At 62.1% G+C, this 26,955-nt stretch carries 22 protein-coding genes; 14 read left to right on the forward strand and 8 right to left on the reverse strand.

Going from position 1 to position 26,955, the window contains the following annotated elements; translation table 11 throughout:
* Positions 1-49: 49 nt before the first annotated feature.
* A complete protein-coding gene (locus tag OH764_RS22965) occupies positions 50-1,828 on the reverse strand; it encodes a phospholipase C (protein WP_498850927.1) in 1,779 nt (592 codons plus the stop codon).
* Positions 1,829-2,209: 381 nt separating this feature from the next.
* On the opposite strand from OH764_RS22965, the gene OH764_RS22970 reads away from it, so the two are divergent.
* Positions 2,210-3,226, forward strand: a complete 1,017-nt coding sequence (locus tag OH764_RS22970) for an SDR family oxidoreductase (protein WP_498850928.1) — start codon at positions 2,210-2,212, stop codon at positions 3,224-3,226.
* A 186-nt stretch (positions 3,227-3,412) separates the two neighbouring features.
* On the opposite strand, the gene OH764_RS22975 is transcribed toward OH764_RS22970, so the two are convergent.
* Positions 3,413-3,781, reverse strand: coding sequence for a BON domain-containing protein (locus OH764_RS22975; protein WP_498850929.1), 369 nt, complete (start codon positions 3,779-3,781; stop codon positions 3,413-3,415).
* A gap of 328 nt (positions 3,782-4,109) precedes the next feature.
* On the opposite strand from OH764_RS22975, the gene OH764_RS22980 reads away from it, so the two are divergent.
* The 5 genes from OH764_RS22980 (at position 4,110) to OH764_RS23000 (ending at position 9,035) form a co-directional block, all read left to right on the forward strand.
* Entirely contained in the window at positions 4,110-4,427 is a 318-nt protein-coding gene (locus OH764_RS22980; RefSeq protein ID WP_498850930.1) for a hypothetical protein, read from the forward strand.
* Between the two features lie 463 nt (positions 4,428-4,890).
* Positions 4,891-6,072 (forward strand): quaternary amine ABC transporter ATP-binding protein, encoded by a 1,182-nt coding sequence (locus OH764_RS22985; protein WP_020067481.1) that lies wholly within the window; start codon positions 4,891-4,893, stop codon positions 6,070-6,072.
* The gene (gene choW / locus OH764_RS22990) at positions 6,065-6,967 is read left to right on the forward strand and encodes an ABC transporter permease (protein ID WP_498850931.1); all 903 of its coding nucleotides are present in this window, start codon (positions 6,065-6,067) and stop codon (positions 6,965-6,967) included. The genes OH764_RS22985 and choW overlap by 8 nt, the downstream gene beginning before the upstream one ends.
* Positions 6,968-6,974: 7 nt before the next feature.
* Positions 6,975-7,973: a GlxA family transcriptional regulator gene (locus OH764_RS22995; protein WP_498850932.1), complete on the forward strand. Its 999-nt coding sequence runs from the start codon at positions 6,975-6,977 to the stop codon at positions 7,971-7,973.
* A gap of 117 nt (positions 7,974-8,090) precedes the next feature.
* A complete protein-coding gene (locus tag OH764_RS23000; protein WP_020067484.1) occupies positions 8,091-9,035 on the forward strand; it encodes a choline ABC transporter substrate-binding protein in 945 nt (314 codons plus the stop codon).
* Between the two features lie 113 nt (positions 9,036-9,148).
* On the opposite strand, the gene OH764_RS23005 is transcribed toward OH764_RS23000, so the two are convergent.
* Positions 9,149-10,231 carry a GlxA family transcriptional regulator gene (locus OH764_RS23005; RefSeq protein WP_408487307.1) on the reverse strand — a complete coding sequence of 361 codons (1,083 nt, stop codon included), beginning with the start codon at positions 10,229-10,231 and terminating at the stop codon, positions 9,149-9,151.
* A 284-nt stretch (positions 10,232-10,515) separates the two neighbouring features.
* On the opposite strand from OH764_RS23005, the gene OH764_RS23010 reads away from it, so the two are divergent.
* The 7 genes from OH764_RS23010 to OH764_RS23040 all read left to right on the forward strand — a co-directional run bounded on the left by OH764_RS23010 (position 10,516) and on the right by OH764_RS23040 (position 19,178).
* Positions 10,516-11,910, forward strand: a complete 1,395-nt coding sequence (locus OH764_RS23010) for an L-serine ammonia-lyase (RefSeq protein ID WP_498850933.1) — start codon at positions 10,516-10,518, stop codon at positions 11,908-11,910.
* A gap of 96 nt (positions 11,911-12,006) precedes the next feature.
* Positions 12,007-13,251: a sarcosine oxidase subunit beta family protein gene (locus OH764_RS23015; RefSeq protein ID WP_020067487.1), complete on the forward strand. Its 1,245-nt coding sequence runs from the start codon at positions 12,007-12,009 to the stop codon at positions 13,249-13,251.
* A 28-nt stretch (positions 13,252-13,279) separates the two neighbouring features.
* The gene (locus tag OH764_RS23020; RefSeq protein ID WP_020067488.1) at positions 13,280-13,594 is read left to right on the forward strand and encodes a sarcosine oxidase subunit delta; all 315 of its coding nucleotides are present in this window, start codon (positions 13,280-13,282) and stop codon (positions 13,592-13,594) included.
* Positions 13,591-16,593, forward strand: a complete 3,003-nt coding sequence (locus OH764_RS23025) for an aminomethyltransferase family protein (RefSeq protein ID WP_498850934.1) — start codon at positions 13,591-13,593, stop codon at positions 16,591-16,593. The genes OH764_RS23020 and OH764_RS23025 overlap by 4 nt, the downstream gene beginning before the upstream one ends.
* Positions 16,583-17,239, forward strand: a complete 657-nt coding sequence (locus OH764_RS23030; RefSeq protein ID WP_498850935.1) for a sarcosine oxidase subunit gamma — start codon at positions 16,583-16,585, stop codon at positions 17,237-17,239. Before OH764_RS23025 ends, OH764_RS23030 begins: the two co-directional genes overlap by 11 nt.
* Before the next feature lie 64 nt (positions 17,240-17,303).
* Positions 17,304-17,567 carry a hypothetical protein gene (locus OH764_RS23035; protein ID WP_498850936.1) on the forward strand — a complete coding sequence of 88 codons (264 nt, stop codon included), beginning with the start codon at positions 17,304-17,306 and terminating at the stop codon, positions 17,565-17,567.
* A 192-nt stretch (positions 17,568-17,759) separates the two neighbouring features.
* Entirely contained in the window at positions 17,760-19,178 is a 1,419-nt protein-coding gene (locus OH764_RS23040; RefSeq protein WP_498850937.1) for an MFS transporter, read from the forward strand.
* A 69-nt stretch (positions 19,179-19,247) separates the two neighbouring features.
* On the opposite strand, the gene ampC is transcribed toward OH764_RS23040, so the two are convergent.
* The 4 genes from ampC to betI form a co-directional block, all read right to left on the reverse strand.
* Positions 19,248-20,420: a serine hydrolase family protein gene (gene ampC / locus OH764_RS23045; protein ID WP_498850938.1), complete on the reverse strand. Its 1,173-nt coding sequence runs from the start codon at positions 20,418-20,420 to the stop codon at positions 19,248-19,250.
* Positions 20,421-20,600: 180 nt separating this feature from the next.
* Positions 20,601-22,286 carry a choline dehydrogenase gene (gene betA / locus OH764_RS23050; protein ID WP_498850939.1) on the reverse strand — a complete coding sequence of 562 codons (1,686 nt, stop codon included), beginning with the start codon at positions 22,284-22,286 and terminating at the stop codon, positions 20,601-20,603.
* An 11-nt stretch (positions 22,287-22,297) separates the two neighbouring features.
* Positions 22,298-23,767, reverse strand: a complete 1,470-nt coding sequence (betB, locus tag OH764_RS23055; protein WP_498850940.1) for a betaine-aldehyde dehydrogenase — start codon at positions 23,765-23,767, stop codon at positions 22,298-22,300.
* A gap of 45 nt (positions 23,768-23,812) precedes the next feature.
* Entirely contained in the window at positions 23,813-24,406 is a 594-nt protein-coding gene (gene betI / locus OH764_RS23060; protein ID WP_498850941.1) for a transcriptional regulator BetI, read from the reverse strand.
* A 238-nt stretch (positions 24,407-24,644) separates the two neighbouring features.
* On the opposite strand from betI, the gene fdhA reads away from it, so the two are divergent.
* On the forward strand, positions 24,645-25,844 hold the full coding sequence (gene fdhA, locus OH764_RS23065; protein WP_020067497.1) for a formaldehyde dehydrogenase, glutathione-independent: 1,200 nt from the start codon (positions 24,645-24,647) through the stop codon (positions 25,842-25,844).
* 96 nt (positions 25,845-25,940) lie between these two features.
* Here the strand turns inward: fdhA and OH764_RS23070 are convergent, their stop codons facing one another.
* Positions 25,941-26,936 (reverse strand): GlxA family transcriptional regulator, encoded by a 996-nt coding sequence (locus tag OH764_RS23070; RefSeq protein WP_498850942.1) that lies wholly within the window; start codon positions 26,934-26,936, stop codon positions 25,941-25,943.
* Positions 26,937-26,955 lie beyond the last annotated feature (19 nt).

Raw genomic sequence — 26,955 nt, forward strand, 5'->3', positions numbered from 1 at the left:
GCGGGTTGCCTGATCGCAAGTTTCTGCCCGGCTCCTGTCCAGCTCCTCGTCAGATTGCAGGCGCTTGCGCCAGCGTCGTACCGAGGTTCTGGTCCAGATACAGCGGCGCATTGTTGCCCGAGCCCGAGAAGTCGAACATGTTCATGATGCTGCCCGCAGTGGCGTCGAACGAACCGCCGCCAATGCGTTGACCGCTGAGCCAGTTGTCCTCGATGAACTTCACGACCGATGCCTGAGTGATCGGCGTGTCGTCGACGAAGTTCGCCTTTGCCCACGGCGAGACCACGATAAACGGCGTGCGCGTACCCGGACCGCAACGGCCGTTCACGGCGCCGCCGTTCACGCCCTGCGGCTGCACTGCGCCCGCGGCCGTGCACTGGCCTGCCGCGCTCAGGTTGTCGCTGCCCGCCACCGTCTTGCCGCCTGCCGATTGCGGCGTCGTCGAGTCGAACGACGAACTCGTAGGCGCCTTGTAGCGATGGTCGTACCAGCCGTCCGAATCGTCGTAGGCGATGATCACGGCGGTGTTCTTCCAGTCAGGCTGCTGCTGCAGGAAGTTGATTACCTTCGTGACGAAAGCCTGTTCGTCGATCGGGTCCGAGTTGCCCGGATGGCCGTCCCCGACCGCCGACGCCTTCAGGAAGTTGACGGACGGATAGTTGCCCGACTTCACCGCGGCAAAGAAATCGTCGATGTCGTACTGGTGATGGACCGGCGTTGCGGTGTTGTCGAGCGGATCGGCCGCACCGATCACGGCCGTCGACGACGGACGCGTATGCGCAAGGTTCGCCGTGCTCGCGTAGTACTGGAACCACGCGTGGTGCTGCACGTAGTCGGTCTTCGTCGCGTTGAGCACCTGCGAGAAGGTCGAGCGGGCGCAGCCCGTTGTGCCGTTCGCGTTGACCGTCTGCAGATTGAAGCCGCCCATGAAGCCGCCCCACGTGATGTTCTTCGCGTTGAGCAGGTCGCCGATGTTCTTGTTGTTGGACGACATCGTGCCCGTGACCGTGCTGCCGGCCGCGGTCGTGCAGACGTCACCGGTCGGGTCGAGGTCGCCGACCATCGTGAAGCCGCCGGCCGAATCCGGAATCGCGTTGCCCGACGTGCCGCCCGAAACGATCACACCGTTGTTCTGGCCAGACACGACTGCGAGTGCGCCCGGTGTCGACGGACCATACGTGTCGGTGTACGCGTTCTGGTTCATCGCGAAGTGCTGCGCGTAGTTCCACAGCGCTGTGACGGTGTTGCCGTCAAAGTAGCCGAGCACCTGGCCCTTCGTCGCGAATGCGCCGGTGCTGCCGGCGATCGTCGAACCGGCTGCGGTGAAGAGCGGGAACGAGTCCATTGCGCCGTTGTTATAGGCGAGCTGTTCGGCGGCGTATGCGTGGTTCTGACTCGACGTGTTCGCTTGCGAGCGGTCGAGGCGGAACGGCAACAGATCCGCTGCGGGCAGACCGAGCCCGGCGATGGTCACCAGACCGACCGTGCGGCCTGCCGTATTCGGCGACGTAGGTAGCGCATTGGGGTTGGTCGCGATCAGATTGTTGCTCGCGAGGTTATTGACCGTTGGCGTGCCTGCGGCCGCCGTGAATTGCGGTTCGCCCACCGGATTCGACGCTTGCGGATAAGTCGCGAAGTAGTGGTCGAACGAGACGTTCTCTCCGAAGATCACGACGACGTGCTTGATCGGCGTGGCAGTAGCAAGGGCATCCTGTGCCGTCACCGACGCTGTCGGCGACGATGCGCTCGGACTGATGCTGTGATTGCCGCAAGCGGCGAGCGTCAGCAGTGCGGCAAAGGGAATGGGTAACAGGGTTCTACGGAACATGTGACTGGCTCCAGATTCGACTTCGCCGTTCAGCGCTTCCATTAATGTACGTGTGGAGTTCGCTGGGGATATTGTTTATTGGAAATGGTGCGCCGCTTGTCGCTGCTCCACGCTGCAGCAACCACAAGCTGCGCGCATTGAAGCATTCGATGATTAAGATTTAAGGGCGCGCATATTACGTTGGCTCTCGGTCGCCATTCATTTCGATAACCGTTGCTGTCGTAGCGCTGACGGTGGCGCTGGCGGGCGGTGGCAGCGAGCACTAATGGGCCGGGGCGACGCGGCACGATGGATGCTGCGGCATCCAGACTTAGTTCGCCGGACAGGCCGCCCAAACAGGTGCGCTGCCGTGATCCCGTTATATCTTTTCGAGGATTCGCCATGACAGTGAAGCTCAAACCGGTCGGTCAGCAGGTCATCGTCATCACCGGGGCGACGAGCGGTATCGGCCTTGCTACTGCGCGTCTTGCCGCGAGCAAAGGAGCGCGGTTGATGCTGATCGCTCGCGACGAGGAAGCGCTGACCGCGCTCGCGAGGCAACTCGGCGACCAGGGCGCGCTCGTCGACTATGCGGTTGCCGACGTGAGCAACGCTGAGCAATTGCAGGCCGCCGCAGACAAGGCCATTGAACGCTTCGGCGGCTTCGACACGTGGGTCAACAACGCCGGCGCGTCGATCTACGGCCGTTGCGCCGACGTGCCCATCGACGAGCAGAAAGAGTTGTTCGAGACGAACTTCTGGGGCGTCGTGCAGGGATCGATGATTGCGCTCGCGCACCTGAGGCAGCGCGGCGGTGCGCTGATCAATCTGGGCAGCGAGCTGTCGGACATCGCGCTGCCGCTGCAGGCCGCATATGTCGCGTCGAAACACGCAGTAAAGGGCTATACCGACGCATTGCGCATGGAACTGCTCGACGAGCGCGTGCCGGTTTCAGTTACATTGATCAAGCCGTCGGGCATTCATACGCAGTTTGTCGAGCATGCCCGCAATCATCTCGACGTGCAGCCAAAGCTGCCGGCGCCGGTCTATGCACCGGATATTGTCGCGAGGGCGATTCTGCACGCAGCGGCCACGCCGGTGCGCGATTTGTATGTCGGCGGTGCATCGGCGGCAATGGTCACGTTCGCGCGTCGCGCGCCTAATCTATATGACCGCGTGATGGGCCGTCTTGGCATATCGTCGCAACGGACTCAGGAGCCGCCGCATACGGCGGCCGGCAATCACGGCGGCGATGGTGCATTGCGCGAGCGTTCCGAACAGAAGCGCCGGGTGTTGGAGTCGAGCCTGTACACGCAGGCGTCGATGTATCCGCAGCAGACGGCATTGCTTGCCGCGGGCGCAGCGGCCGTGTGGTTGCTCGCGCGTTATGCGCGGTCGTCGCATGGGCGACGCGTATAGGCGAAGAGCCGCGCGTGTGATTCACTTACCAGGATAAAGGGCGGCCAGGAAGAAGGTGGGCAAGACAAAGGGTAGCAAGACAAAGGGTAGTGCCTCATAGGCGACAGCAGCGCGGGAGCAGTGCAAGGCGCAACCCTTCGTCCTCCGATGCAATCAGGCGTAATGCCATTGAACAACTCGGGGCGATCAGCCGCCGCCGCCGTTCGGGCTGCCTATCGTGAGCTTGTTCGATACGGACTTCACGCCAGCGACGCTTTTCGCCACGTCCTCGGCTTGCGGAATCTGAGCACCGTCAGGCACCGATCCTGTCAGCGTCACTGCGCCGCCACGGGCTCGCACGAACACGTTCGACACATCGAAGCCCTGCGCTTTAGCCAACGCCTTGCGCACGTCGAGACCGAGCTTGCGGTCCGTCTTTTTCACCGCTTTTGTGCGCGCGGTGGAGGAGTCCGTCATGTCGGACGGCGCCGCATCGCTCGATTGCGCATAGGCGCTCGATGCAGTTGCCAGACACAATGCAATGCCGAGCGTCTTCAAAAGATTGACTGTTTTCACGTTTTCTCCATCCTCGAAAAGTTGATGTCGCTTCGTTGCATGCAAAATAATACGCGCCTGTGAACGGTGTCCGCTCACTGGGAGCATCCTGTCTTGTAGAAACGCAATGCCGTGGCGCTCCCGGCGCGCTTAAACAATAGTTCAGCACGCGCGCTCATGCTGGAAAAACTGGCGGTGGCGTATGCACTGGCAGGCATCAGTGCGCCATATGCAGTTTGGCATTAAGCTCTCAACGGCGAACCGTGCGTTGCATCGCGCACGATCCGCCGAAGAACGATGAGTCGCACATAACCTTGAATGCACTTGCCAACTTAAGAGGGAGTCAGCCATGAAGCGCGTTGCCATCAAACAGATCATGCTGGGCCTTGCCGTTACCGCGATGGTTGCGGCCGGCATGCCACTCGCCGCCGCGCAAACCACGACCGACACTGACACACAGACCGTGCAACCCGGCGGAGCCAGCGCCGCCAAGCCGACCAAAGCCGAGCGTAAAGCGGCCCGCAAACAGGCTCGCGCGAAGAAGAACGCAGAGCTTAAGAAGCTGGAGGACGCAGGCTATCAGCCGTCGCGGAACGACCCGAACTATCCGACCGATCTGCAAAATGCGCAGAAGAAGGCGGGCATCGGCACAGGCGCGAGCCAGTAAGCATTAACCCGTAATTCGTGCCATCGGGCAGCGAGATGTCGATGCTGCCCGGGGCAATGCTCGATCAAACGGCGCGCGTGGGGTGAGCGGTCGTTTCCACTGACGAATCACACGCGACTAGCCGCCAGTAAAAACTCGGTGTTGCGCAGCGAGACCGGCGCGTCTGGTCGTCGCGCGGCGTTTTTTCTGCTCTCGAAACCCTACAGTTGGCTTGTAGCGACATCTTCGCCTGACGCTTCCCATATCGGCGAAACCCTTACCCATCAAGGCTTTCACGGCGGCTAAACTTCGTCCGTGCCACATGAGTGTCGTATTTCCTCATGTGGTTGTCGCAAATAGTCGGCTAGGCGTACTTTTTTCTGGCAACTATGTATGCACAGCGCGGACGACGTCCGCTCGCAGCTTTGCATGGGACCAGGGTAAGTGTTTTGCACAAACTCTGGCCGACATAGGAGAGCATTCAATGAATTCCCCCAAGGTCGTGGTCGAAGGGCTGTGCAAGGTGTTCGGCACTAACCCGAAACAGGCGCTCGCCATGCTGGCGGGCGGCGCGACGAAAGAAGAAGTCTTCGCGCGGACCGGTCAGATCGTCGGCGTTCACAACGTATCCTTCGAAGTCAAGGAAGGCGAGATCTTCGTTCTGATGGGGCTCTCGGGCTCCGGCAAGTCGACGCTGATCCGCCTGATCAACCGGCTCGTGGAACCGTCGGCGGGCAAGGTGCTGATCGATGGGCGCGACGTGGCCAGCGTGCCGCGCGCCGAATTGACCGCACTGCGCCGCAAGGACATGAGCATGGTGTTCCAGTCGTTTGCGCTGATGCCGCAACGCACTGTGCTATCGAACGCAGCGTTCGGGCTCGAAGTGGCGGGCGTCAGCCGCAAGGAACGCGAAGCGCGCGCGATGACGGTGCTCGAGCAGGTCGGCCTCGCTCCGTTCGCGGCGAAGCTGCCCGCGCAACTGTCGGGCGGCATGCAGCAGCGCGTGGGACTTGCCCGGGCACTCGCGGTCAACCCGTCGTTGATGATCATGGACGAAGCGTTCTCCGCTCTCGATCCGTTAAAGCGCAAGGAAATGCAGAACGTGCTGCTCGATCTGCAACGCGAGCAGCAGCGCACGATCCTGTTCGTGTCGCACGATCTTGAAGAAGCCATGCGGATCGGCACACGCATCGCGATCATGGAAGGCGGCAAGGTGGTGCAGATCGGCACGCCGCAGGAGATCATCACGAATCCCGCCGACGATTACGTGCGCGCTTTCTTCGAGGGCATCGACACCAGCCGTTATCTGACGGCCGGCGATCTGATGCAGACCGATGCCGTGCCGCTGATGCATTCGCATTCCCCGCAGATCGACGCGTCGAGCGTGGCCGCCACCTTGAACGGCAGCGCCGACTATGCGTTCGTGCTCGACAGCGAACGCAAGATTCGCGGCTTCGTGTGCCGCGACGAAACAGGCAGCGCGTCCGCGAAACTGAACTACGTCGAATGCATTCGACGCACCACACCGCTAGACGATGTGGTCGAACGCGTGGTGGCGAGCCGCGCGCCTTTGCCGGTCGTCGAAGCAGACGGCTCCTACTGTGGTTCGGTCAACAAGACGAACGTGTTGCACGTTCTTACGCGCCATCGAGGTTCCCATGTCTGAAGTCATTCCACTTGGCGCCTGGGTCGACCACGGCGTCCACTATCTGCTCGACCACGACGCCAAGACGTTCGATTCCATCGGCAAAGTCATCGAGGGTTTTGCGGCGCTGATCGAGCAAGGTCTGCAAGCCGTTCCCATGTGGGCGCTGATGGCGTTTTTCGTCGGCATAGGATTGTGGCGGGTGGGCTGGCGTTTCGCGCTCTTCACCTTGCTTGCGATGCTGCTGATCTACGGCACCGGGTTCTGGGATCAGATGGTGATCACGCTCGGTCTCACGCTGTCGTCTACGTTGATCAGCCTCCTGCTCGGCGTGCCGCTCGGCATCTGGACCGCGAAAAGCCGTACCGTCGAAATGGTCGTACGTCCCGTGCTCGACCTGATGCAGACCATGCCCGCATTCGTCTACCTGATTCCCGCGGCTATGCTGTTCGGCCTCGGCCGCGTGCCCGGCATTCTTTCCACGGTGATCTTCGCCATGCCGCCCGCGGTGCGTCTCACGTCGCTCGGCATCAAGCACGTGAACCGCGAGATCGTCGAAGCGGGGCAGGCATTCGGCTGCACGCCGTGGCAACTGCTCTACAAAGTGCAGTTTCCAAATGCGCTGCCGTCGATCATGACTGGCGTAAATCAGACCATCATGATGGCGTTGTCGATGGTGATCATTGCGTCGATGGTCGGCGCGGGTGGCCTTGGCAACGACGTGCTCGCCAGTATTCAGCGTCTCGACATCGGGCTCGGCTTCGAAAGCGGACTCTCTGTCGTGATGCTCGCGATCATTCTGGACCGTATCACGGAGAGCTTTGGCCGCTCGCCCGGCATGGCGCGCGCGCCGCTTCTCTCGGGCTTGCGCAGTCTGATGAAGGTGCGCCGCGCGCCGGCGGCGCAGCACAGCTGAGCCGCATATGAAGCGCGACGCGATCACCCAGGTCGAGGCCCCTTCAGAATCGCCGCTTTCCCGGCTCGCGCACGTCGGCTTTCTGACGCTGCCGAACTTTTCGATGATCGCGTTCACGAGCGCGGTCGAGGTGCTCCGCATGGCCAACTACGTGGGCCGCGCGGAGCACTACAGATGGTCAGTGATCACGCCGGACGGCGAACCGGCGCGGGCGAGCAACGGTATTACGGTGAAGCCCACCACGACGCTCGCGCAAGCCGGCATGCCCGACGTGCTGATTGTTTGCGCGGGCTGGCACGTGCGCGATTATGTCAACGATACGGTGATCGGTTTGCTGCGCGACGTGGCGGCCGCGAACATACCGCTCGGTGGCATTTGCACGGGACCGTATGCGCTGCTCGCCGCCGGGCTGCTCGACGGCTACCGCTGTACCGTGCATTGGGAAGATATGTCGCCGCTGCACAAGAGTTACCCGCATGTGCGTTTCGCCGACGAGCTCTTCGTGATCGACCGCGACCGCATGACCTGCACGGGCGGCACCGCGCCGCTCGATCTGATGCTGAAACTGGTCGCCATGCGGCTCGGTCACCCGGTGGCGGCGCAGGTGTCGGAGCAGTTCATCGTGGAAAGAATACGCGGCTCGACCGACTATCAGCACATACCCGTCGACGCCCGCGTCGGTTTCTCGCGTGCCGAACTCATCGAGGTCGTTCGATTGATGGAGGCGAATATCGAAGAGCCTTTGTCACTCGACGAACTCGCGCGGCTCGTGCATCTGTCGCAGCGCCATTTGCAGCGCATGTTCAAGATGTTCCTGAGCGTGTCGCCGACGCACTATTACCTCACGTTGCGCCTGCGGCGCGCGCGTGAACTGCTGCGCAATACCGACGCTTCGATCGCGCGCGTCACGGCCGTTTGCGGCTTCCATTCGCCGTGCCATTTCAGCAAGGCATATCGCGCGCAATTCGGTCATGCGCCGAGCGTCGAGCGGCGGCTGTCGGCGTAGGAGGTCGTGCTTCAAGTGCGGTGACGTGCGTCGCGGTTGCCTCGATGCGCAGCAGGCAGCGTCGATAAAATTCAGTGTAATAAACAGTCAAGCATTCAATCACCCTGAGGAAACGCCATGAAACGTTTGTGGGCTGCGTCGTTGTGCGCGCTGTCTGTGTCGTCCGTTCCTTCGGCTTTCGCCGCCGAACCCGCAACATGCCGCGACGTCCGCTTCGCCGACGTCGGCTGGACCGATATCGCCGCTACGACAGGACTTGCATCGACGGTGCTCGAAGGACTCGGCTACAAGCCGACCAAGACGATCGCCTCTGTGCCGATTACCTTTGCCGGTGTGAAGAGCAAGCAGATCGACGTATTCCTCGGCTACTGGTCGCCGACCATGGACCCGATGATCGATCCGTTCAAAAAGGCCGGTCAGCTGAGCGTGCTGCCTACACCGAACCTGACGGGCGCAAAGTACACGCTTGCCGTGCCGGACTACGCGTATCAGGCGGGTATCAAAACGTTTACCGACATCGCGAAGAACTATGACAAGCTCGGCGGCAAGATCTATGGCATCGAGCCGGGTAACGACGGCAATGCGTTGATCAAGAAGATGATTGACAGCAACCAGTATGGGCTCGGCAAGTTCAAGCTCGTGGAGTCGAGCGAGGCGGGCATGCTGGTGGAGGTGAACCGTGCGATCCGCGACAAGAAGCCGATCGTGTTCCTCGGCTGGGAACCGCATCCGATGAACGTGCAGATGAAAATCGATTATTTGTCCGGCGGCGATGACGTATTCGGTCCGAACTACGGCGAGGCCAAGGTCATGACGGTTACGCCGACCGATTACTCGACACGCTGCCCGAACGTCGCGAAGCTCGTGTCGAACCTGCATTTCACGACCGACATCGAGAATCATGTGATGCTGCCGATCATGAACAAAACGGACCCCAACAAGGCCGCACGCGAGTGGTTGAAGGCGAATCCGGCAGTGCTCGACCAGTGGCTCGCGGGCGTGAAGACGTTCGACGGCAAGGATGGTTTGCCGGCAGTGAAGGCGTATGTGGCGGGGAAGTGATATCGGCTTTTGGCGCCGCTTGATGCGGCGCTAAAGCGCCTGTTGGAAGGTTTCAGGCTAGTAGACAAGGGCCGAAATCAAACGGCATCGACAAAACGCCTTGAATCAGGGCCTCAAATCGCCTGCGCCCGCCCCGGAAACGTCTCGTCGAAATCCGCACCATATTCCGCTTCCGCCGCCGTGCCGCGTTGCTCGCGATACATCATCGGCGGTAAGCCGAATTGTTTGCGGAATTCGCGGCCCAGATGTGACGCATCGGAAAAGCCGCAACTCGAAGCAATGTCGGCCACCGTCTTGTCCGAGCTGGTCAACAGCCAGGCAGCCGTGCGCAGGCGCACCTGCTTCGCATAAGCCTGCGGCGCCTTGCCGGTTTGCGCCTTAAAAAGCCGCTCCAATTGACGCGGCGACAGATCCAGCTTGCGCGCGAGTTCATCGAGCGAAAGCGAACGCCCCACGTGCTGTTCCATCAGCAGAATTGCGCGCTTCACTTTCGGGTGCGCCGCAGGTGCAAGTCCCGGCGGATGCGGCTGCGGCGCGTTGCCTTTCTGCATGTCGTCGACGAGAAGAATGCGCAGCGCTTTTTGTACCGTTGCGGTTTCGAAGTGGCGCAGAAGAATAGCCGCGGCCACGTCGATAGAAGCGCGCCCGCCTGAACACGTAATGCGCCGGCGATCGATCACGAACAGCCGGTCTGCCACGAGCGCCTCTTCATTCACCGACGGAAAACGCTCGATGAAATCCCAGTAGTGAAACCAGCTTACGCAAATGCGATGGCCGTCGAGCACGCCCGCGCGCATCAGCGAGAACACGCCCGTACACATGCCGACAAGCGTTGCATCGGCTGCCGCGGCGCGCCGTATGAACGCAAGGGTCGCGTCGTTCGCGGCCGGTCCCGAATGCAGCAGGCCGCCTACCACGACGACGTAATCGAACGGTTCGGCGCTGTCGAAGGTTTCCCACGGGGTGATCTGGATTCCGCAGCTCGCGCGTACCGGAGCGAGGGTTTCCCCTATAACGCTCCATGAACAGCGCACGGGCTTGCTGAAGTCGCCTTCGTCCGCGGATAGGCGCAACAGGTCGACGAAACCCGAAAACGCCGTCAGCGTGAAGTTCGGCAGCAGGATGATGCCAAAGCGGATGCGCTGCTTCGGCGTGCCGTCGATAGATTGAAGGGGAAGCGGTTCAGCGGAGTTCATGCATGCAGCCAGAGCAAAAAAGGTTGAGTCAAGCATAGCACCGGGATTCACCGGGGCACGATCATATATGTCGTCAGCATCGCGAGGCGCAGGGGCGGCGCCTGTCGCAAATGCGTCAGAAGCCTTCGTAAATACGTCGCGACGCTTGGCGCGCAGTGCGCTTGACGCCACTATCCCACTGTCATGCCGTTTTTATTCTATCGGTCCAATTTGACGTGCGGTGCAATAGGGCCTGTTTCGAGGTAAGTCCCTCCACCCAGGCATTGCAACGCACAAGGCTAGCCATGAACGTCAGCGTATTCGATCTGTTCAAGATCGGTATCGGTCCCTCCAGCTCGCACACCGTCGGGCCGATGATCGCTGCTTGCCGCTTCGCGTCGCATATCGAAGACGCCAACCTGCTCGGGTTCGTGCGCCGCGTGAAAGTCGAACTGTTCGGCTCGCTTGGCGCAACCGGCAAGGGCCATGGCACCGACAAGGCAGTGCTGCTCGGCCTGGAAGGCAACCTTCCCGAACTGATCGACCCGGACGCGATCGAGCCGCGTCTGCTGGCGATTCGCGAGACGAAGCAACTCGCGCTGCTCGGCAAGCATCCGGTGAAGTTCGACGAGCGCGAGCATCTTGGATTTTTCCGCAAGCTGATGCCGGGTGCGCCCGGCTCGGGCATCGTGCATCCGAACGGCATGCGTTTTCAGGCATTCGACGAGTACGGGCAGCTGCTGGTCGAAAAAGAGTATTACTCGATCGGCGGCGGCTTCGTCGTGAACCGCGAGGGCGATCGCGTGAACGGCGTACGTGCGGGCGCCGAGGTGCCGTATCCGTTTCGCACCGGCGACGATCTGATGCGCGTGTGCCGCGAAACGGGCCTCTCTATTGCCCAGGTGACGTTGCGCAACGAATGCGCGTCCCGCTCCGAACAGGAAGTGCGCGAAGGCCTGCTTGCGATCTGGCGCGCGATGTCGGCTTGCGTCGAACGCGGTTGCAAGGTGCGCGGCGAATTGCCCGGACCCATGCATGTGAAGCGCCGTGCTGCCGACCTGTGCGGGCAATTGCGCTCGCGCTCCGAGGAGTCGCTGCGCGATCCGCTTTCGATGCTCGACTGGGTCAACCTGTATGCGATGGCCGTGAACGAAGAGAACGCGGCAGGCGGGCGCGTCGTGACCGCGCCGACCAACGGCGCGGCCGGCGTGATTCCGGCCGTGCTGCACTACTACGTGAAGTTCATGCATGCGTCGAATGACGAAGGGATCGTCAACTTCCTGCTGACGGCCGCGGCTATCGGGATCATCTACAAGGAGACCGCGTCCATCTCCGGCGCCGAAGTGGGCTGCCAGGGCGAAGTGGGCGTGGCCTGTTCGATGGCCGCAGCGGCGCTTGCCGCAGTGATGGGCGGCACGCCGACGCAAGTCGAAAACGCCGCGGAAATCGGCATGGAACACAACCTCGGAATGACCTGCGATCCGGTCGGCGGACTCGTGCAGATTCCGTGCATCGAGCGCAATGCCATGGGCGCGATCAAGGCGCTGAACGCCGCGCGCATGGCGATGAAGGGCGACGGCCAGCACTACGTATCGCTCGATAACGTGATCAAGACGATGCGCGAGACGGGCGCGGATATGAAGACGAAATACAAGGAGACGTCGCGCGGCGGGTTGGCCGTGAACGTCATCGAGTGCTGAACCGCGCTCTATTGAAGTCGTGATGAAGCACCAGGCATCAAGCACCACGAGCACTACAAGCACCATAAGCACCGACAGTACCCACAAGGACCAACGATGAGCCGCTATTCGATATTCAGCCTCTTGCGCAACGGGATGTCGTATCACGAAAACTGGGAGCGCCAGTGGAAGAGCCCCGAGCCCAAACGCGAGTACGACGTGGTGATCGTCGGCGGCGGCGGACACGGTCTCGCCACCGCCTACTACCTTGCTAAAGAACATGGCGTGCGCAATATCGCCGTGCTCGAAAAAGGCTGGATCGGCGGCGGCAATACGGCGCGCAATACGACCATCGTCCGCTCGAATTATCTGTGGGACGAGTCGGCCGCGCTGTACGAAAAGGCAATGAAACTGTGGGAGGGTCTCTCGCAGGATCTGAACTACAACGTGATGTTCAGCCAGCGCGGCGTGATGAACCTCGCGCATACGCTGCAGGACGTGCGCGACACCGAGCGGCGCGTGAATGCGAACCGCCTGAACGGTGTCGATGCCGAATTCCTCACCCCCGCACAGATCAAGGAACTGGAGCCGACCATCAATCTGAATAGCCGCTACCCGGTGCTGGGCGCGTCGATTCAGCGGCGCGGCGGCGTCGCGCGGCACGATGCGGTGGCTTGGGGCTTCGCGCGTGGCGCAGACCAGGCGGGCGTCGACATCGTGCAAAACTGCCAGGTCACCGGAATTCGCCGTAACGGCAGCCAGGTGACGGGCGTCGATACGACGAAGGGTTTCATCAAGGCAAAGAAAGTCGCGGTGGTGGCGGCGGGCAATACTTCCACGCTCGCCGACATGGCCGGCGTGCGCCTGCCGCTCGAAAGCCATCCGTTGCAGGCGCTGGTGTCCGAGCCGATCAAGCCGGTCGTGAACACAGTGGTGATGTCGAACGCCGTGCACGCGTATATCAGCCAGTCCGACAAAGGCGATCTGGTGATCGGCGCGGGCGTGGACCAGTACACGGGTTTCGGACAGCGCGGCAGCTTCCAGATTATCGAAGGCACGCTCGAAGCCATCGTCGAAATGTTCCCGGTGTTCTCGCGCGTGCGCATGAACCGGCAGTGGGGCGGCATCGTGGACGTCTCGCCGGACGCATGCCCGATCATCAGCAAGACCGACGTGAAGGGACTCTATTTCAATTGCGGCTGGGGCACGGGCGGCTTCAAGGCGACCCCCGGTTCCGGTTGGGCCTATGCGTACACGATCGCGAAAGACGAGCCGCATGAGTTGAACGCGCCGTTCTCGCTGGATCGCTTCTACACCGGCCATCTCATCGACGAACACGGCGCCGCCGCCGTCGCCCACTAACGCACTAGCGCTGGATAGAGAGACAAACATGCTGATGATCGAATGCCCCTGGTGCGGGCCACGCGCCGAAACCGAATTTTCCTGCGGCGGTGAAGCGGACATTGCGCGTCCGCTCGATACCGAGAAGCTCACCGACAAGGAGTGGGGCGACTACCTGTTCATGCGCAAGAATCCGCGCGGCGTGCATCGTGAGCAATGGATGCATACGCAAGGCTGCCGCCGCTGGTTCAAGGCGCAGCGCGATACGGTGAGCTACGAGATCCAGGGCTACGAGACGTTCGACCGTCCGCTGCTCAAGATGGATAGCAACGACGGCAAGGCACAAGAGGGCAAGACGCAATGAGCCAGAAAGACCGACTCCCGAATGGCGGGCGCATCAACCGCGCATTGCCGCTTACGTTCACGTTCAACGGCCGCCAGTATCAGGGCTATCAGGGTGATACGCTGGCTTCCGCATTGCTCGCCAACGGCCTGCATTTCGTTGCGCGTAGCTGGAAATATCACCGGCCGCGCGGCATCGTTACGGCCGGAGTGGAAGAGCCGAACGCTGTCGTGCAACTGGAAACCGGCGCCTACACGGTGCCGAATGCGCGTGCGACCGAAGTCGAGTTGTATCAGGGGCTCGTCGCGAACAGCGTGAATGCGAAGCCGAGCATCGAGAAAGATCGCATGGCGGTCAATCAGAAGTTCGCGCGCTTCATTCCGGCGGGCTTTTACTACAAGACCTTCATGTGGCCACGCAAGTTCTGGCCGAAGTACGAAGAAGTGATCCGCGACGCCGCGGGTCTCGGCAAGGCGCCTGAGCAACTCGACGCCGACCGCTACGACAAGTGCTTTGCACATTGCGACGTGCTGGTCGTGGGCGGCGGGCCGACCGGTCTCGCGGCAGCGCACGCAGCTGCTTTGTCGGGGGCGCGTGTGACATTGGTCGACGATCAGCCGGAACTCGGCGGCTCGCTGCTGTCGTGCCGCGCGGAGATCGACGGTAAGCCTGCGTTGCAGTGGGTGCACAAGATCGAAGACGAACTGCGGCAGATGCCCGACGTGAAGATTCTCACGCGCAGCACCGCGTTCGGTTACCAGGACCACAATCTCGTCACGGTGACCCAGCGCTTAACCGATCATCTGCCCGTGTCGCAACGCAAGGGCACGCGCGAACTGATGTGGAAGATTCGCGCAAAACGCGTGATTCTCGCAACCGGCGCGCATGAACGGCCGATCGTGTTCGGCAACAACGATCTGCCGGGCGTGATGCTGGCTTCAGCCGTTTCGACCTATCTGCATCGCTATGCAGTATTGCCGGGCCGCAACGCAGTAGTCTTCACGAACAACGACGACGGCTATCAATGCGCGCTCGACCTGAAAGCGGCCGGCGCGCAGGTGACGGTGATCGATCCGCGCGCAGGTGAATCGAAGGGTACGCTGCCCGCGCTCGCCCGCCGCTACGGCGTGAAGGTGATCGGCGGCGCCGTCATCACGGCGGCGCACGGCAAACTGCGCGTGGCGTCGGTGGATATCGCTTCATATGCAAACGGCAAGACCGGTGCGAAGCAAAGCGAATTGCCGTGCGACCTGCTCGCGATGTCCGGCGGCTGGAGCCCTGTGCTGCATCTGTTCGCGCAGTCGGGCGGCAAGGCGCACTGGCATAACGAGAAAGCCTGCTTCGTGCCCGGCAAGGCGATGCAGGCGGAGACGAGCGTCGGCGCCTGCAACGGCGACTTCACGCTGGGTCAGGGCATCCGTTTCGCTGTCGACGCAGGCATCGAGGCCGCGCGTGCCGCAGGCCATATCGTCGCCCGGCCGAATCCGGTTCAGGTCGCCGAAATCAGCGAAGCAAAGATAGAGCCGCTGTGGCTCGTCGGCGGACGCGAGCTTGCAACGCGCGGACCCAAGCAGTTCGTGGACTTCCAGAACGACGTGTCCGCGGCGGATATTTTCCTGGCCGCCCGCGAAGGCTTCGAGTCGGTTGAACACGTAAAGCGTTATACGGCGATGGGCTTCGGCACCGACCAGGGCAAGCTCGGCAACATCAACGGCATGGCGATTCTCGCGCAGGCGCTCGGCAAGACGATTCCGGAGACGGGCACCACGACGTTCCGCCCGAACTACACGCCGGTGACGTTCGGCACGTTCGCGGGCCGCGAACTCGGCGAATTTCTCGATCCGGTGCGTAAGACGGCTGTGCATGAATGGCACGTGGAGAACGGCGCTGCCTTCGAGGACGTCGGCAACTGGAAGCGTCCGTGGTATTACCCGAAAGCGGGTGAGGACATGCACGCGGCCGTCGCACGCGAGTCGCTTGCGGTACGCACCAGCGTCGGCATTCTGGATGCATCGACGCTCGGCAAGATCGACATTCAGGGTCCCGATTCGGCGAAGCTCCTGAACTGGGTCTACACGAATCCGTGGAGCAAGCTCGAAGTCGGCAAGTGCCGCTATGGCCTGATGCTCGACGAAAACGGCATGATTTTCGACGACGGCGTGACTGTGCGCCTCGCGGATCAGCACTACATGATGACGACGACTACGGGCGGCGCGGCGCGCGTGCTGACGTGGCTCGAACGCTGGCTGCAAACGGAATGGCCGGACATGCGCGTGCGTCTTGCGTCGGTCACCGATCACTGGGCGACTTTCGCCGTGGTCGGTCCCAACAGCCGCAAGGTCTTGCAGAAGGTGTGTCACGACATCGACTTCGCGAACGCTGCGTTTCCATTCATGAGCTATCGCGAAGGCACGGTCGCGGGTGCGGCGTCGCGTGTGATGCGCATCAGCTTTTCCGGTGAACTCGCGTATGAAGTGAACGTGCCGGCGAACGTGGGACGCGCGGTGTGGGAAGCGTTGATGGCCGCGGGCGCCGAGTTCGACATCACGCCGTATGGCACCGAAACGATGCACGTGTTGCGTGCGGAGAAGGGCTACATCATCGTCGGCCAGGACACGGACGGCTCGATGACGCCTTACGACCTCGGCATGGGCGGGCTCGTCGCGAAGTCGAAAGACTTTCTGGGCAAGCGTTCGCTGACCCGCTCCGACACCGCGAAGCCGGGGCGCAAGCAACTGGTCGGGCTGCTCTCCGACGATCCGTCGTTCGTGATACCGGAAGGCTCGCAGATTGTCGCCGGTCCGTTCCAGGGCGACACCGCGCCGATGCTCGGCCACGTGACGTCGAGTTATTACAGTCCGATTCTCAAGCGCTCGATTGCGATGGCCGTCGTGAAGGGCGGTCTCGAGAAGATCGGCGAAACGGTCACGGTCCCGCTTTCGAGCGGCAAACAGATTGCAGCGAAGATCACCAGCTCGGTGTTCTACGACAGCGAAGGAGCGCGTCAACATGTGGAATGAAACTAAAACGGCGACGTCGGTCGTGGACCGCGCTGTCGGCAGGCAAACCGGCGTATGGCAGGAGTCGCCGCTGGTGGGCGTGGATGCGCTGCTCAAAAAGCATCAGGCCACGGCAGGCACGGCATTCAGATTGAGCGAGCGGCCGTTTCTCGAACTCGTGAACGTGCGAGGCGATACGCGCGACGCCGCGTTTGTGCAGGCGGTAAAAAACGTGCTCGGTTGCCCGCCGCCGGAAAAGGCCAACACGATTGCGCGCGGCAACGGCTACGACATGCTTTGGCTCGGACCGGACGAATGGCTCGTGCGCTCGGCCGTCGCGCATGACGCAACGCGCACTGCGCCGTTGCAGGCAAAGCTCGGTGCAGCGTTTGCGGGCGTGTTCGCGTCCGCGGTGGACATCGGCAGCGGCTATACGGTGCTCGAAATCACCGGTGCTCGCACGCGTGAAGTGCTTTCGCGTGGCTGTCCGCTCGATCTGCATCCGAAGTTGTTCGGCGACGGGCAGTGTGCGCAAAGCCATTACTTCAAGGCGTCGATGACGCTCGTGCCCACCGGCGCCGACAGTTTCGACATCATCGTGCGTCGCAGCTTTGCCGACTACTTCGTGAAGATCATGCTCGACGCAGCCGAGCCGTTGATGTCGTGACTGCGGTAACGCCGCGAGCGCTGTTCCCGTGGACCGCTCGCGGCTTTCGCGCTGCCCGACTCACATGACGTCGACCCGTGTCGTCACTGCGCGCCTCACCGAGCGCGCATGCCAGCAAGGCGATGCCGATGCCGCGCTCGCGCTGCTCGATCAGAGCATGCTGCTGCGGCACCGGCGCATCGCGCTGATCCGCTATCTACTCGCACAGCAACTGGGCGCGCCGTTGCAGGCGCGCCACCACGAATATGTGCAGAAAATCGCCGCCCGGCTGAGCGCGGACGCGCTCGCGCGCGTTGCGAGCGCGGCGCGTGCGCGGCTGCGCGCATAGCGGGTAGCGTGTAGCTGTTGCATCGCGCCCGGCCGGAGGCCGGTACAGCCTATCAGCGCGAGGATGGTTGAACGACGCCCCCGTTCCATCCCGATGACGTATTTCTTCTATGTAGCCGATTTATGTCGGCGTCTACTGAATGTGCTCATCGAAACATCACTCGCGGCCGCGCCGCAATCTTCAGGGGATGCCATGCCTACCGCTTCTCAGTCTCGCGCGAGCGCCGCCGCGCGACTCGAACGGCTGCCGTTCTCCGGCTATCACCGGACCATCTTCATCATTATCGCGATTGCGTTCTTCTTCGATTCCGTCGACCTCGGCACGATGACCTTCGTACTCGGTTCGATCAAGACCGAGTTCGGTTTGTCGACTGCGACCGCCGGCCTCGTCGCGAGTGCAAGTTTCTTCGGCATGGTGGGCGGTGCGGCGGTCGCCGGCTTGCTCGCGGATCGCTTCGGGCGCCGACCGGTGTTTCAATGGAGCATGGTGCTTTGGGGTCTCGCTTCCTATCTGTGCTCGACTGCGCAGAGTGTCGAAGCGCTGATCTTTTATCGGGTGCTGCTGGGCTTCGGCATGGGCATGGAGTTCCCGATCGCGCAAACGCTCCTGTCGGAATTCGTTCCGGCTTCTTCGCGCGGGCGTCTGATCGCGTTAATGGACGGCTTCTGGCCGCTCGGTTTCATCACGGCAGGCGTGGTGTCGTACTTCGTGCTGCCGACCTTCGGCTGGCGAACGGAGTTCGCGTTACTCGCGATTCCCGCCGTGTTCGTGCTCGTCGTGCGACGCATCGTGCCGGAATCGCCGCGTTGGCTCGAACATCGCGGACGTCTCGGCGACGCCGACAAAGTTCTCGCCGACATCGAAGTGAAGGTCATGAAGTCCGCGGGGCTGAGCCAGCTGCGCGCGCCGGTCATGCTAGCCGAACCGGTGGCTGCCAAAGGCGCCGGCGCGTTCCGCGAGATATGGAGCGCGGCTTACCGGCGTCGAACGGTCATGGTGTGGACGTTGTGGTTCTTTGCGTTGCTCGGCTTTTACGGTCTGACGTCATGGCTCGGCGCGCTGATGCAGCAGGCCGGCTTCGCGGTGACGAAGTCAGTGTTGTACACGGTGCTGATCTCTCTCGGCGGTATTCCGGGTTTTATCTGCGCGGCATGGCTGGTTGAACGCTGGGGACGCAAGCCGACCTGTATCGCGTCGCTTGCGGGCAGTGCGGTAATGGCCTACGTATACGGGCAAACTGCGCTCCATGCCCAGACGCCCACGTTGCTGATCTGCGCGGGGCTTGCAATGCAGTTCTTTCTGTTTGCAATGTGGGCTGTGCTTTACACCTATACGCCGGAGCTCTACGGCACCGGCGCGCGCGCCACGGGTTCGGGCTTCGCCTCGGCGATTGGTCGTGTCGGCTCGCTGATCGGGCCGTATGTGGTGGGCGTCGTGTTGCCGGTGTTCGGCCAGGGCGGCGTGTTCTCGCTTGGCGCGATGTGCTTCGTCATAGCGGCAGCCGCCGTGTGGGTACTCGGCATCGAAACCCGTGGACTCGCGCTCGAGACGCTTGTGTCGGAAGCCGTGGAGAGCGACGCGCACGGCGTGCTCAGTCCGGCGCGCGAGTAGAAGCGTTCGCCCGCCACGGCGCAGCGGTTGCCTGTCCGCTGCGCCGTGGCGCGATCGCGCTTCTCGTCGCTACTGTGAGCTCGCGACGAGTGCCGACATGATCCGATACGCCGCGCTGACGCGGTCCTCGATGGGGAAGTTTTTGTTGGCAAGCAACACGACCCCCAAGCGTTTCTGAGGCACGAAGGCGACATAGGTGCCGAAACCATTTGTCGAACCGGTCTTGTTGATCCACACGTTCTGCTGTGGCGGCAGCGGCGGATCGATCGCAGCGGCCGGTGTCGGAGTGACCGCCATGGCGGGCGCGTTGCCTTCATGCAGAGCGGAGAGTGCGACTGGATACGCGTATTGCTCCCATATCAGGTCTTGCGTCAGCACGCCGGCCTTGAAGTAGCCAATGTGCGTGGCCGTAATCGCGCGCTGAAGCTTGCTGTCCACGTCGATCAGGTCCATGTTCGCCTGAACGAAACGGACCATGTCTGCGGCGGTGGTTTTTACGCCGTACGCTTCGTCGGCGAGAACGCCGCCTTTCATGCGGACCGGTGCGCCATCTTTCGTATAGCCCTGCGCGTAGTCGGACATTTTCGCCGTGGGAACGTGGATATAGCTGCTCCTCATGCCGAGCGCGGGAAACATGTGCTGCTCGATTAGCGGCGCAAAGTCCTGGCCCATGCTTCTCGCGGTGATCAGACCAAGCGTGCCGATACCGGGATTCGCATACGTGCGGTAAGTGCCGGGCGCGTACGCGGGCTTCCATGCGTTGAAGTACTGCAACAGCTGGGCGTTGTCATGAATGTCGTCGGGTACCTGTAGCGGCAGACCGCCGGGCGTGTGCGTGCCCAGGTTCAGAAGGCTCACCTTGCCGAACGCGCTACCTCGCAATGACGGCAAATATTTCTGCGTCTCGTCCGACAGCTTCAGTTGACCGCTGAGTTGCGCGTAGGCGGCGAGCGTCGCGGTAAATGTCTTGCTGACAGAACCGATTTCGAATAGCGTGCGCTGCGCGACAGGCTTGCCTGTCTGTAGCGACGCCACGCCATAGTCGAACACATAGGTCTTGCCGTTCGCGATCACGCCGATCGCCATGCCTGGCACATGGTATTTCGCCATCAGCGGTTCGATTGCCGAGTCCACTACGTTTTTGATGGCGCCATCGGTCCCGCCGGCTGCATGGCTTGCCGGTGCGATTGCGCCCAGCGCGAAGACGGCGGTCGTCATTACGCTCACGGCTTTTACTTTCATATGCAGCGGTTTCCTTGAATTGTTATCGACAGGTGTGCTGACGCAGCACTATCAGGCTTTCGCCGAGCGCTGACAATCGAGGATAACTTGCGAGAGGGTCAAGAAAAAGTTATGGGCGGCAAGAGCTCGCCGCCCGGGCGGAAACCTGGAATCCGGAAACCGGAATCCTGAACGCGGAACTCAGACGGTCGCTCGTTCACGCTTCCTGGCAGGCGCGCCATTCGCGACGAAGTAAGGTGTGTCCACGCGCGCCAACGGCTCGCGCCCACGAATGCGGTCCGCGATCTTCTCCGCCAGCATGATGGTCGGGGCGTTGAGATTGCCCGTGGTGATGAGCGGCATGATCGACGCATCCACCACGCGCAGCGCTTGCAAGCCGTGCACGCGGCCCTCGTTGTCCACCACGGCCATGTCGTCATAACCCATCTTGCACGAGCAGGAAGGATGAAACGCCGTTTCAGCCCGCGCCCGCACGAAACTGTCCAGCTCGGCGTCTGTTGTCAGTTCAGCGCCCGGATTCAGCTCACGTCCGCGATAACGATCCAGCGCCGGCTGCCGCATGATCTCGCGCGTAATGCGGATGCCGTCGCGGAACTCGCGCCAGTCGAGCGGATCGGCCATGTAGTTGAAGAGAATGCTCGGATGTGCGGCCGGGTCGCGCGATGTGAGCTTCACGCGCCCGCGGCTCGGCGAGCGCATCGAGCCGACGTGTGCCTGAAAGCCATGCATCTTGATCGCGTTCGAGCCGTTGTAATTGATCGCCACCGGCAGAAAGTGGTACTGGATGTTGGGCCACAAGTCGTCGTCGCGTGTACGGATGAAGCCGCCCGCTTCGAACTGATTGCTCGCGCCGATGCCCGTACCGTTGAGCATCCATTCGAGCCCGATAGCCGGCTGGTTCCACCATTGCAACGCAGGGTAGAGCGAGACGGGCTCCTTGCACTCGTACTGAATGTACATCTCCAGGTGGTCCTGCAAGTTTTCGCCGACCCCCGGCAGATCGTGAACAACAGGAATGTCGAGTTCACGCAGCCACGTGGAGCGACCCACGCCGGAGCGTTGCAATAATTGCGGCGATGCGATCGCGCCGCTGCATACCAGTACTTCCCGGCGCGCGTGGGCATTCACCGTCGCGCCGTTGTGCAGATACGCGACGCCTACCGCGCGTTTGCCGGAGAACAGCACACGATCGCTCAACGAATGCGTGACGATGGTCAGGTTCGCGCGAGCTCTCGCGCGATCCAGATAGCCGCGCGCGGTGCTGGCGCGCCGGCCGTTGGGCGTGACAGTGCGGTCCATCGGACCAAAGCCTTCCTGCTGATAGCCGTTCAGATCGTCGGTGCGCGGAAAGCCCGCCTGGACGCCGGCCTCGACCATCGCTGCGAAAAGCGGGTTATTGCCGGGCTTGCTCGTGGTCACGTGCACGGGACCGTCGCCGCCGTGATAGGCGTTCGGCCCTGCGTCGCGTGTTTCGGCTTTGCGAAAATAGGGCAGGCAGTCCAGATAGGTCCAGTTTTCCAGACCGCGCCGCGTGGCCCAACCATCGTAATCGAGCGCATTGCCGCGGATATAGCACATGCCGTTGATCAGCGACGACCCGCCTAGTCCCTTGCCGCGGCCGCACTCCATGCGACGGTTGTTCATATGCGGCTCGGGGTCCGTCTCATACGCCCAGTTGTAGCGGCGCCCTTGCAACGGATAGGCGAGCGCGGCGGGCATCTGCGTGCGGAAATCGAAGCGATAGTCGGGGCCGCCGGCTTCGAGCAGCAGCACCGTGACGTCGGCGTCTTCGGTGAGACGCGACGCCAGCACGTTACCCGCCGAACCGGCGCCGACAACGATGTAGTCGTATTCGTTCGAAGTCATGGCTGCGCTCCTCAAAACACCGGTTGATACGGACCGAGCTCGACCTGCACGGACTTGATGCGTGTGTAATGCTCGAGCGTGGTAATGCCGTTCTCGCGGCCCACGCCCGATTGCTTGTAGCCGCCCACTGGCATCTCGGCCGGCGACTCGCCCCATGTATTGATCCAGCAAATGCCGGCTTCGAGCCGATGAATCACCCGATGCGCGCGCGCCAGATTGTCGGTGACGACACCGGCGGCGAGGCCGTAAGCGGTGCGGTTCGCACGCTCGATGGCTTCGTCTTCATCGTCGAAAACCAGAATGCTCATGACCGGGCCGAAGATTTCCTCGCGCACGATGCGCATGTCGTCATGGCAGCCGGTGAACACAGTTGGTTCGACGTATTGGCCCTGGCCGAAATGGCCTTCGCTCAGGCGCTTCCCGCCCGCAATCAACCGGGCGCCTTCCTGAACGCCGCTATCGATATAGCTGAGCACCTTCTGCAATTGCGCAGCGCTAACGAGCGGGCCGAAATTGGTCGAGGCGTCGCCTGGCGCACCCACGCGGATGCGCTTCACACGCTCCAGCACTAAAGCTTCAAACTGTTCGAGCACACTGCGTTGCACGAAAACACGTGTGCCGTTCGTGCAGACCTGGCCCGAGCTGAAGAAGTTGGCGCTCATCGCGATGTCGGCGGCGCGTTCGAGATTCGCGTCGTCGAAAACGAGCAGGGGAGATTTCCCGCCGAGTTCCATCGTCACTTCCTTCAACGACGATGCGCCCGCCATCGACATCACCTTCTTGCCGGTTTCCACGCCGCCCGTAAACGAGATTTTCTCGATGTCCGGATGCGCGGCGAGCATCGCGCCCACGCGGCCGTCGCCTTGCACGACGTTGAACACGCCGGCCGGCACGCCGGCCTCCGTGTAAATTTCGGCGAGTTTCAAAGCCGACAACGGCGTGACTTCGCTCGGCTTGAAGATCATCGCATTGCCCGCGGCTAACGCTGGCGCCGACTTCCAGCACGCGATCTGAATCGGATAGTTCCATGCGCCGATACCCGCGCATACGCCGAGCGGCTCGCGCCGCGTGTACACGAACGACGTCGGCCGCAACGGAATCTGCTGCCCTTCGATAGCGGTGGCAAGGCCCGCGTAATACTCGATCACGTCCGCGCCCGTGACGATGTCCACGGCCTGCGTTTCCGCAATCGGCTTACCTGTGTCGCGCGTTTCGAGTGCGGCGAGTTCGTCGTTGCGCTCGCGCAGAATGTCGACCGCGCGACGCAGAATGCGTGAACGTTGCATGCCCGTGAGCGCGGCCCACTCGCGCTGACCTTCACGAGCGGATTGCACCGCGCGGTCCACGTCCGCGGCACTCGCCTGCTGGACGGTAGCGAGCGTTTCGCCGTTGGCGGGGTCGACGGTGTCGAAAGTTTCTCCGCCGGTCGCGTCCAGATAGGTGCCGCCGATATAGAGACGTTGCGTTGGGAATACCGCCATGACTTGCTCCTTTGTGAAGATATCGCTGGTTCCTGTCTGGCAGATCTACGCCGAATCGCGCGCCGCCAGCACCAGGTCGATGTATTCGTTTGCCACACGTAGCGCCGCTTTGGTGTCGAACGGTTCGCCCGACAGCGCGCCGCGCAACCACAGTCCGTCGATCAGCGCAGCGAGCCCGCTCGCCGCCCGCCGCGCGGCTGCGCGTGGCATCGCTTTCGCAAAATCGGCGCACAGATTCGAGTTCAGACGCCGCGTATTCACGTATTGAAGCCGACGCAAATGCGGCTTGTGCATGCTCTCCGACCAGAAGGCGAGCCACGTCTTCATGACGGGCGCGCTCGTTTGCTCCGCATCGAAGTTGGCGGCGACTACCGCTCGCAGCCTGGAACGCGGGTCGGCCTTTGCCGCGCGGCGCCGACGCGAAGTGGCCTGCCACAGATCGCGCAACACGTGCCGCATGGTGGCTTCCAGCAAGCCGTCCTTATCGCCGAAATAGTGGCTGACGATGCCCGTGGAAATGCTTGCGCGTTGGGCGACGGATGCCAGCGTCGCGCCCGCTAGCCCAGTCTGGTCGATGGTGAGCAGCGTGGCGTCGATCAATTGGGCGCGGCGAATTTCGCGCATTCCGAGCTTGGGCATGTTGATGGTGTGAAGATTGGACGACTCGCAGCTAGCGAAGACCACATATTCAATCGGCGCATGGTAGGTTTTTTATATTGAACGGTCAATCAATAAAGACTGGCGTCCGCGGCCATGTCGGTTACGGCCAAACCCATGTCGGGTTCCATGCAGGTGATTGCTCGCAGCGGGCGCTACGCTCGTTGAACGGCGCGTGGCACACAATCCGCGCGTCTCTCACAAGACACGGAGACATTCAATGAGCAGCAATCGCGGCGTCGTATATCTCGGGCAGGGCAAGGTGGAAGTGCAGTCGATCGACTATCCGAAGATGGTCGATCCACGTGGCCGCGCGATCGGCCATGGCGTAATTCTGAAGGTCGTGAGCACGAATATTTGCGGCTCCGATCAGCATATGGTGCGCGGCCGCACGACCGCCGAGGTGGGCCTCGTGCTCGGCCACGAGATTACCGGCGAGGTGATCGAAGTGGGTCGCGACGTCGAGACGCTGAGCATCGGCGATCTGGTGTCGGTGCCGTTCAACGTGGCCTGCGGTCGCTGCCCGACCTGCAAGTCGCAGCACACGGGCGTATGCCTGAACGTCAATCCGTCGCGCGCGGGCGGCGCTTACGGATATGTCGACATGGGTGGCTGGATTGGCGGACAGGCCGAGTACGTGCTGGTGCCGTACGCCGACTTCAACCTGCTGAAATTCCCCGATCGCGCGCAGGCCATGTCGAAGATCCGCGACCTCACCTGTCTGTCCGACATTCTGCCGACCGGTTATCACGGCGCAGTGATGGCGGGCGTGAAGCCGGGTTCGACCGTCTACATTGCAGGCGCGGGGCCGGTCGGCATGGCGGCAGCCGCGTCGGCGCGCCTCCTGGGCGCGGCCTGCACGATTGTCGGCGACATGAACGAGGAGCGTCTTGCGCATGCGCGCAAGATGGGCTTTGAGACCGTCGACCTGTCGAAAGACGCGACGCTTGGCGAACAGATCGAACAGATTCTCGGCAAGCCGGAAGTGGATTGCGCGGTGGACTGCGTTGGCTTCGAGGCGCACGGTCATGGAAGCAGCGGCTCGCATGAGGAAGCGCCGGCCACGGTACTGAACTCGCTGATGGAGATCACGCGCGCAGCAGGCGCGATCGGCATTCCGGGCCTTTACGTGACCGACGATCCGGGTGCCGTCGACGCGGCCGCTCGCAAGGGTAGTCTGAGCATCCGCTTCGGGCTCGGTTGGGCCAAGTCGCACTCGTTCCATACGGGCCAGACGCCGGTGATGAAGTACAACCACAACCTCATGCAGGCGATCTTGTGGGACCGCTTGCCGATTGCCGACATCGTCAACGTGACCGTGGTGTCGCTCGATCAGGCGCCTGATGGTTACCGTCAATTCGACGGCGGCGCGCCGCGCAAATTCGTTATCGATCCGCACGGCTTGCTGAAGGCGGCGTGAGCATCGCAAGAAACTAGAGGCGGCCAATCAAGAAACGCGTTGAACGGAGATCCGTTCAACGCGTTTTTCTTTGACGCTGGCGAGTACTGGCGCTCTTCAGGCCGCCATGACCGGTGACGGCGACAGCGAAGGCGATTGCTTGCGACGCTCACGCGTGGGCGCGGTGCCGAACGCGTCGCGATAACTTTTCGAAAAGTGGCAGGCGGACTGAAAACCGCAAGCCATCGTGATGTTCATGATCGACATGTCGGTTTGCAGCAGCAGTTCGCGCGCGCGTCGCAAACGCAGCGTCAGATAGTAATGCGTGGGCGTCATCCCCAGATGCTCGCGGAAAAGGCGCTGCAACTGCCTTTGCGACATGCCGGCGAGTCTCGCCAGTTCCTCGCGTGACAGCGGCTCCTCGATGTTGTTCTCCATCAGCGAGATCACTTCGAACAGCGACTTGTTGGCCGAACCGAGTCGCGCGACCAGCGGCATTTTCTGTTGCGCGCTCGTATCGCGCACATGTTCGACGATGAACTGCTCGGCGATCTGCGTCACACGCGCGGTCCCGACGCGCGGAGCGATCAGGTTCAGCATCATGTCGAGCGGCGCGACACCGCCTGTGCATGTCACACGGTCGCGATCGATCACAAACAGTTCTTTCAGAAAACGCGTGTCGGGGAATTCTTCTTTAAGCGCCGACATGTTCTCCCAGTGAATCGCACAGGCGTAGCCCGCGAGCAACCCGGCACGCGCGAGCGCATAGGTGCCCGTGCACAGGCTGCCGAGCACACAACCCATGCGGGCGAAACGGCGTAATGCGGACAAATGGGCCGGCGTGGTCGCGTGTTGCACGTCGATGCCGCCGATTACGAACACGATATCCGGCTGGCCGACGCATTCGACGGGACCCGTATCGACCGACAAACCATTGCTTGCCGTCACCGGGCCGCCGTCGGGACTGACGATCGACCAGCGATATAGCGTCTGCCCCGTCAGGTAGTTCGCCATGCGCAGTACTTCGATCGCATTGGTGAATGCGATCATCGTGAAGTTCGGAACGGGCATGAAGGCGAAATGCGACAGTGACGCCGTGCGATCGGTGGACATGAGAGGAGTGATTCCTTGG

The sequence above is a fragment of the Burkholderia sp. M6-3 genome (assembly GCF_050858985.1).
In the GTDB taxonomy this organism is placed as follows: Bacteria; Pseudomonadota; Gammaproteobacteria; order Burkholderiales; family Burkholderiaceae; genus Paraburkholderia; species Paraburkholderia caledonica.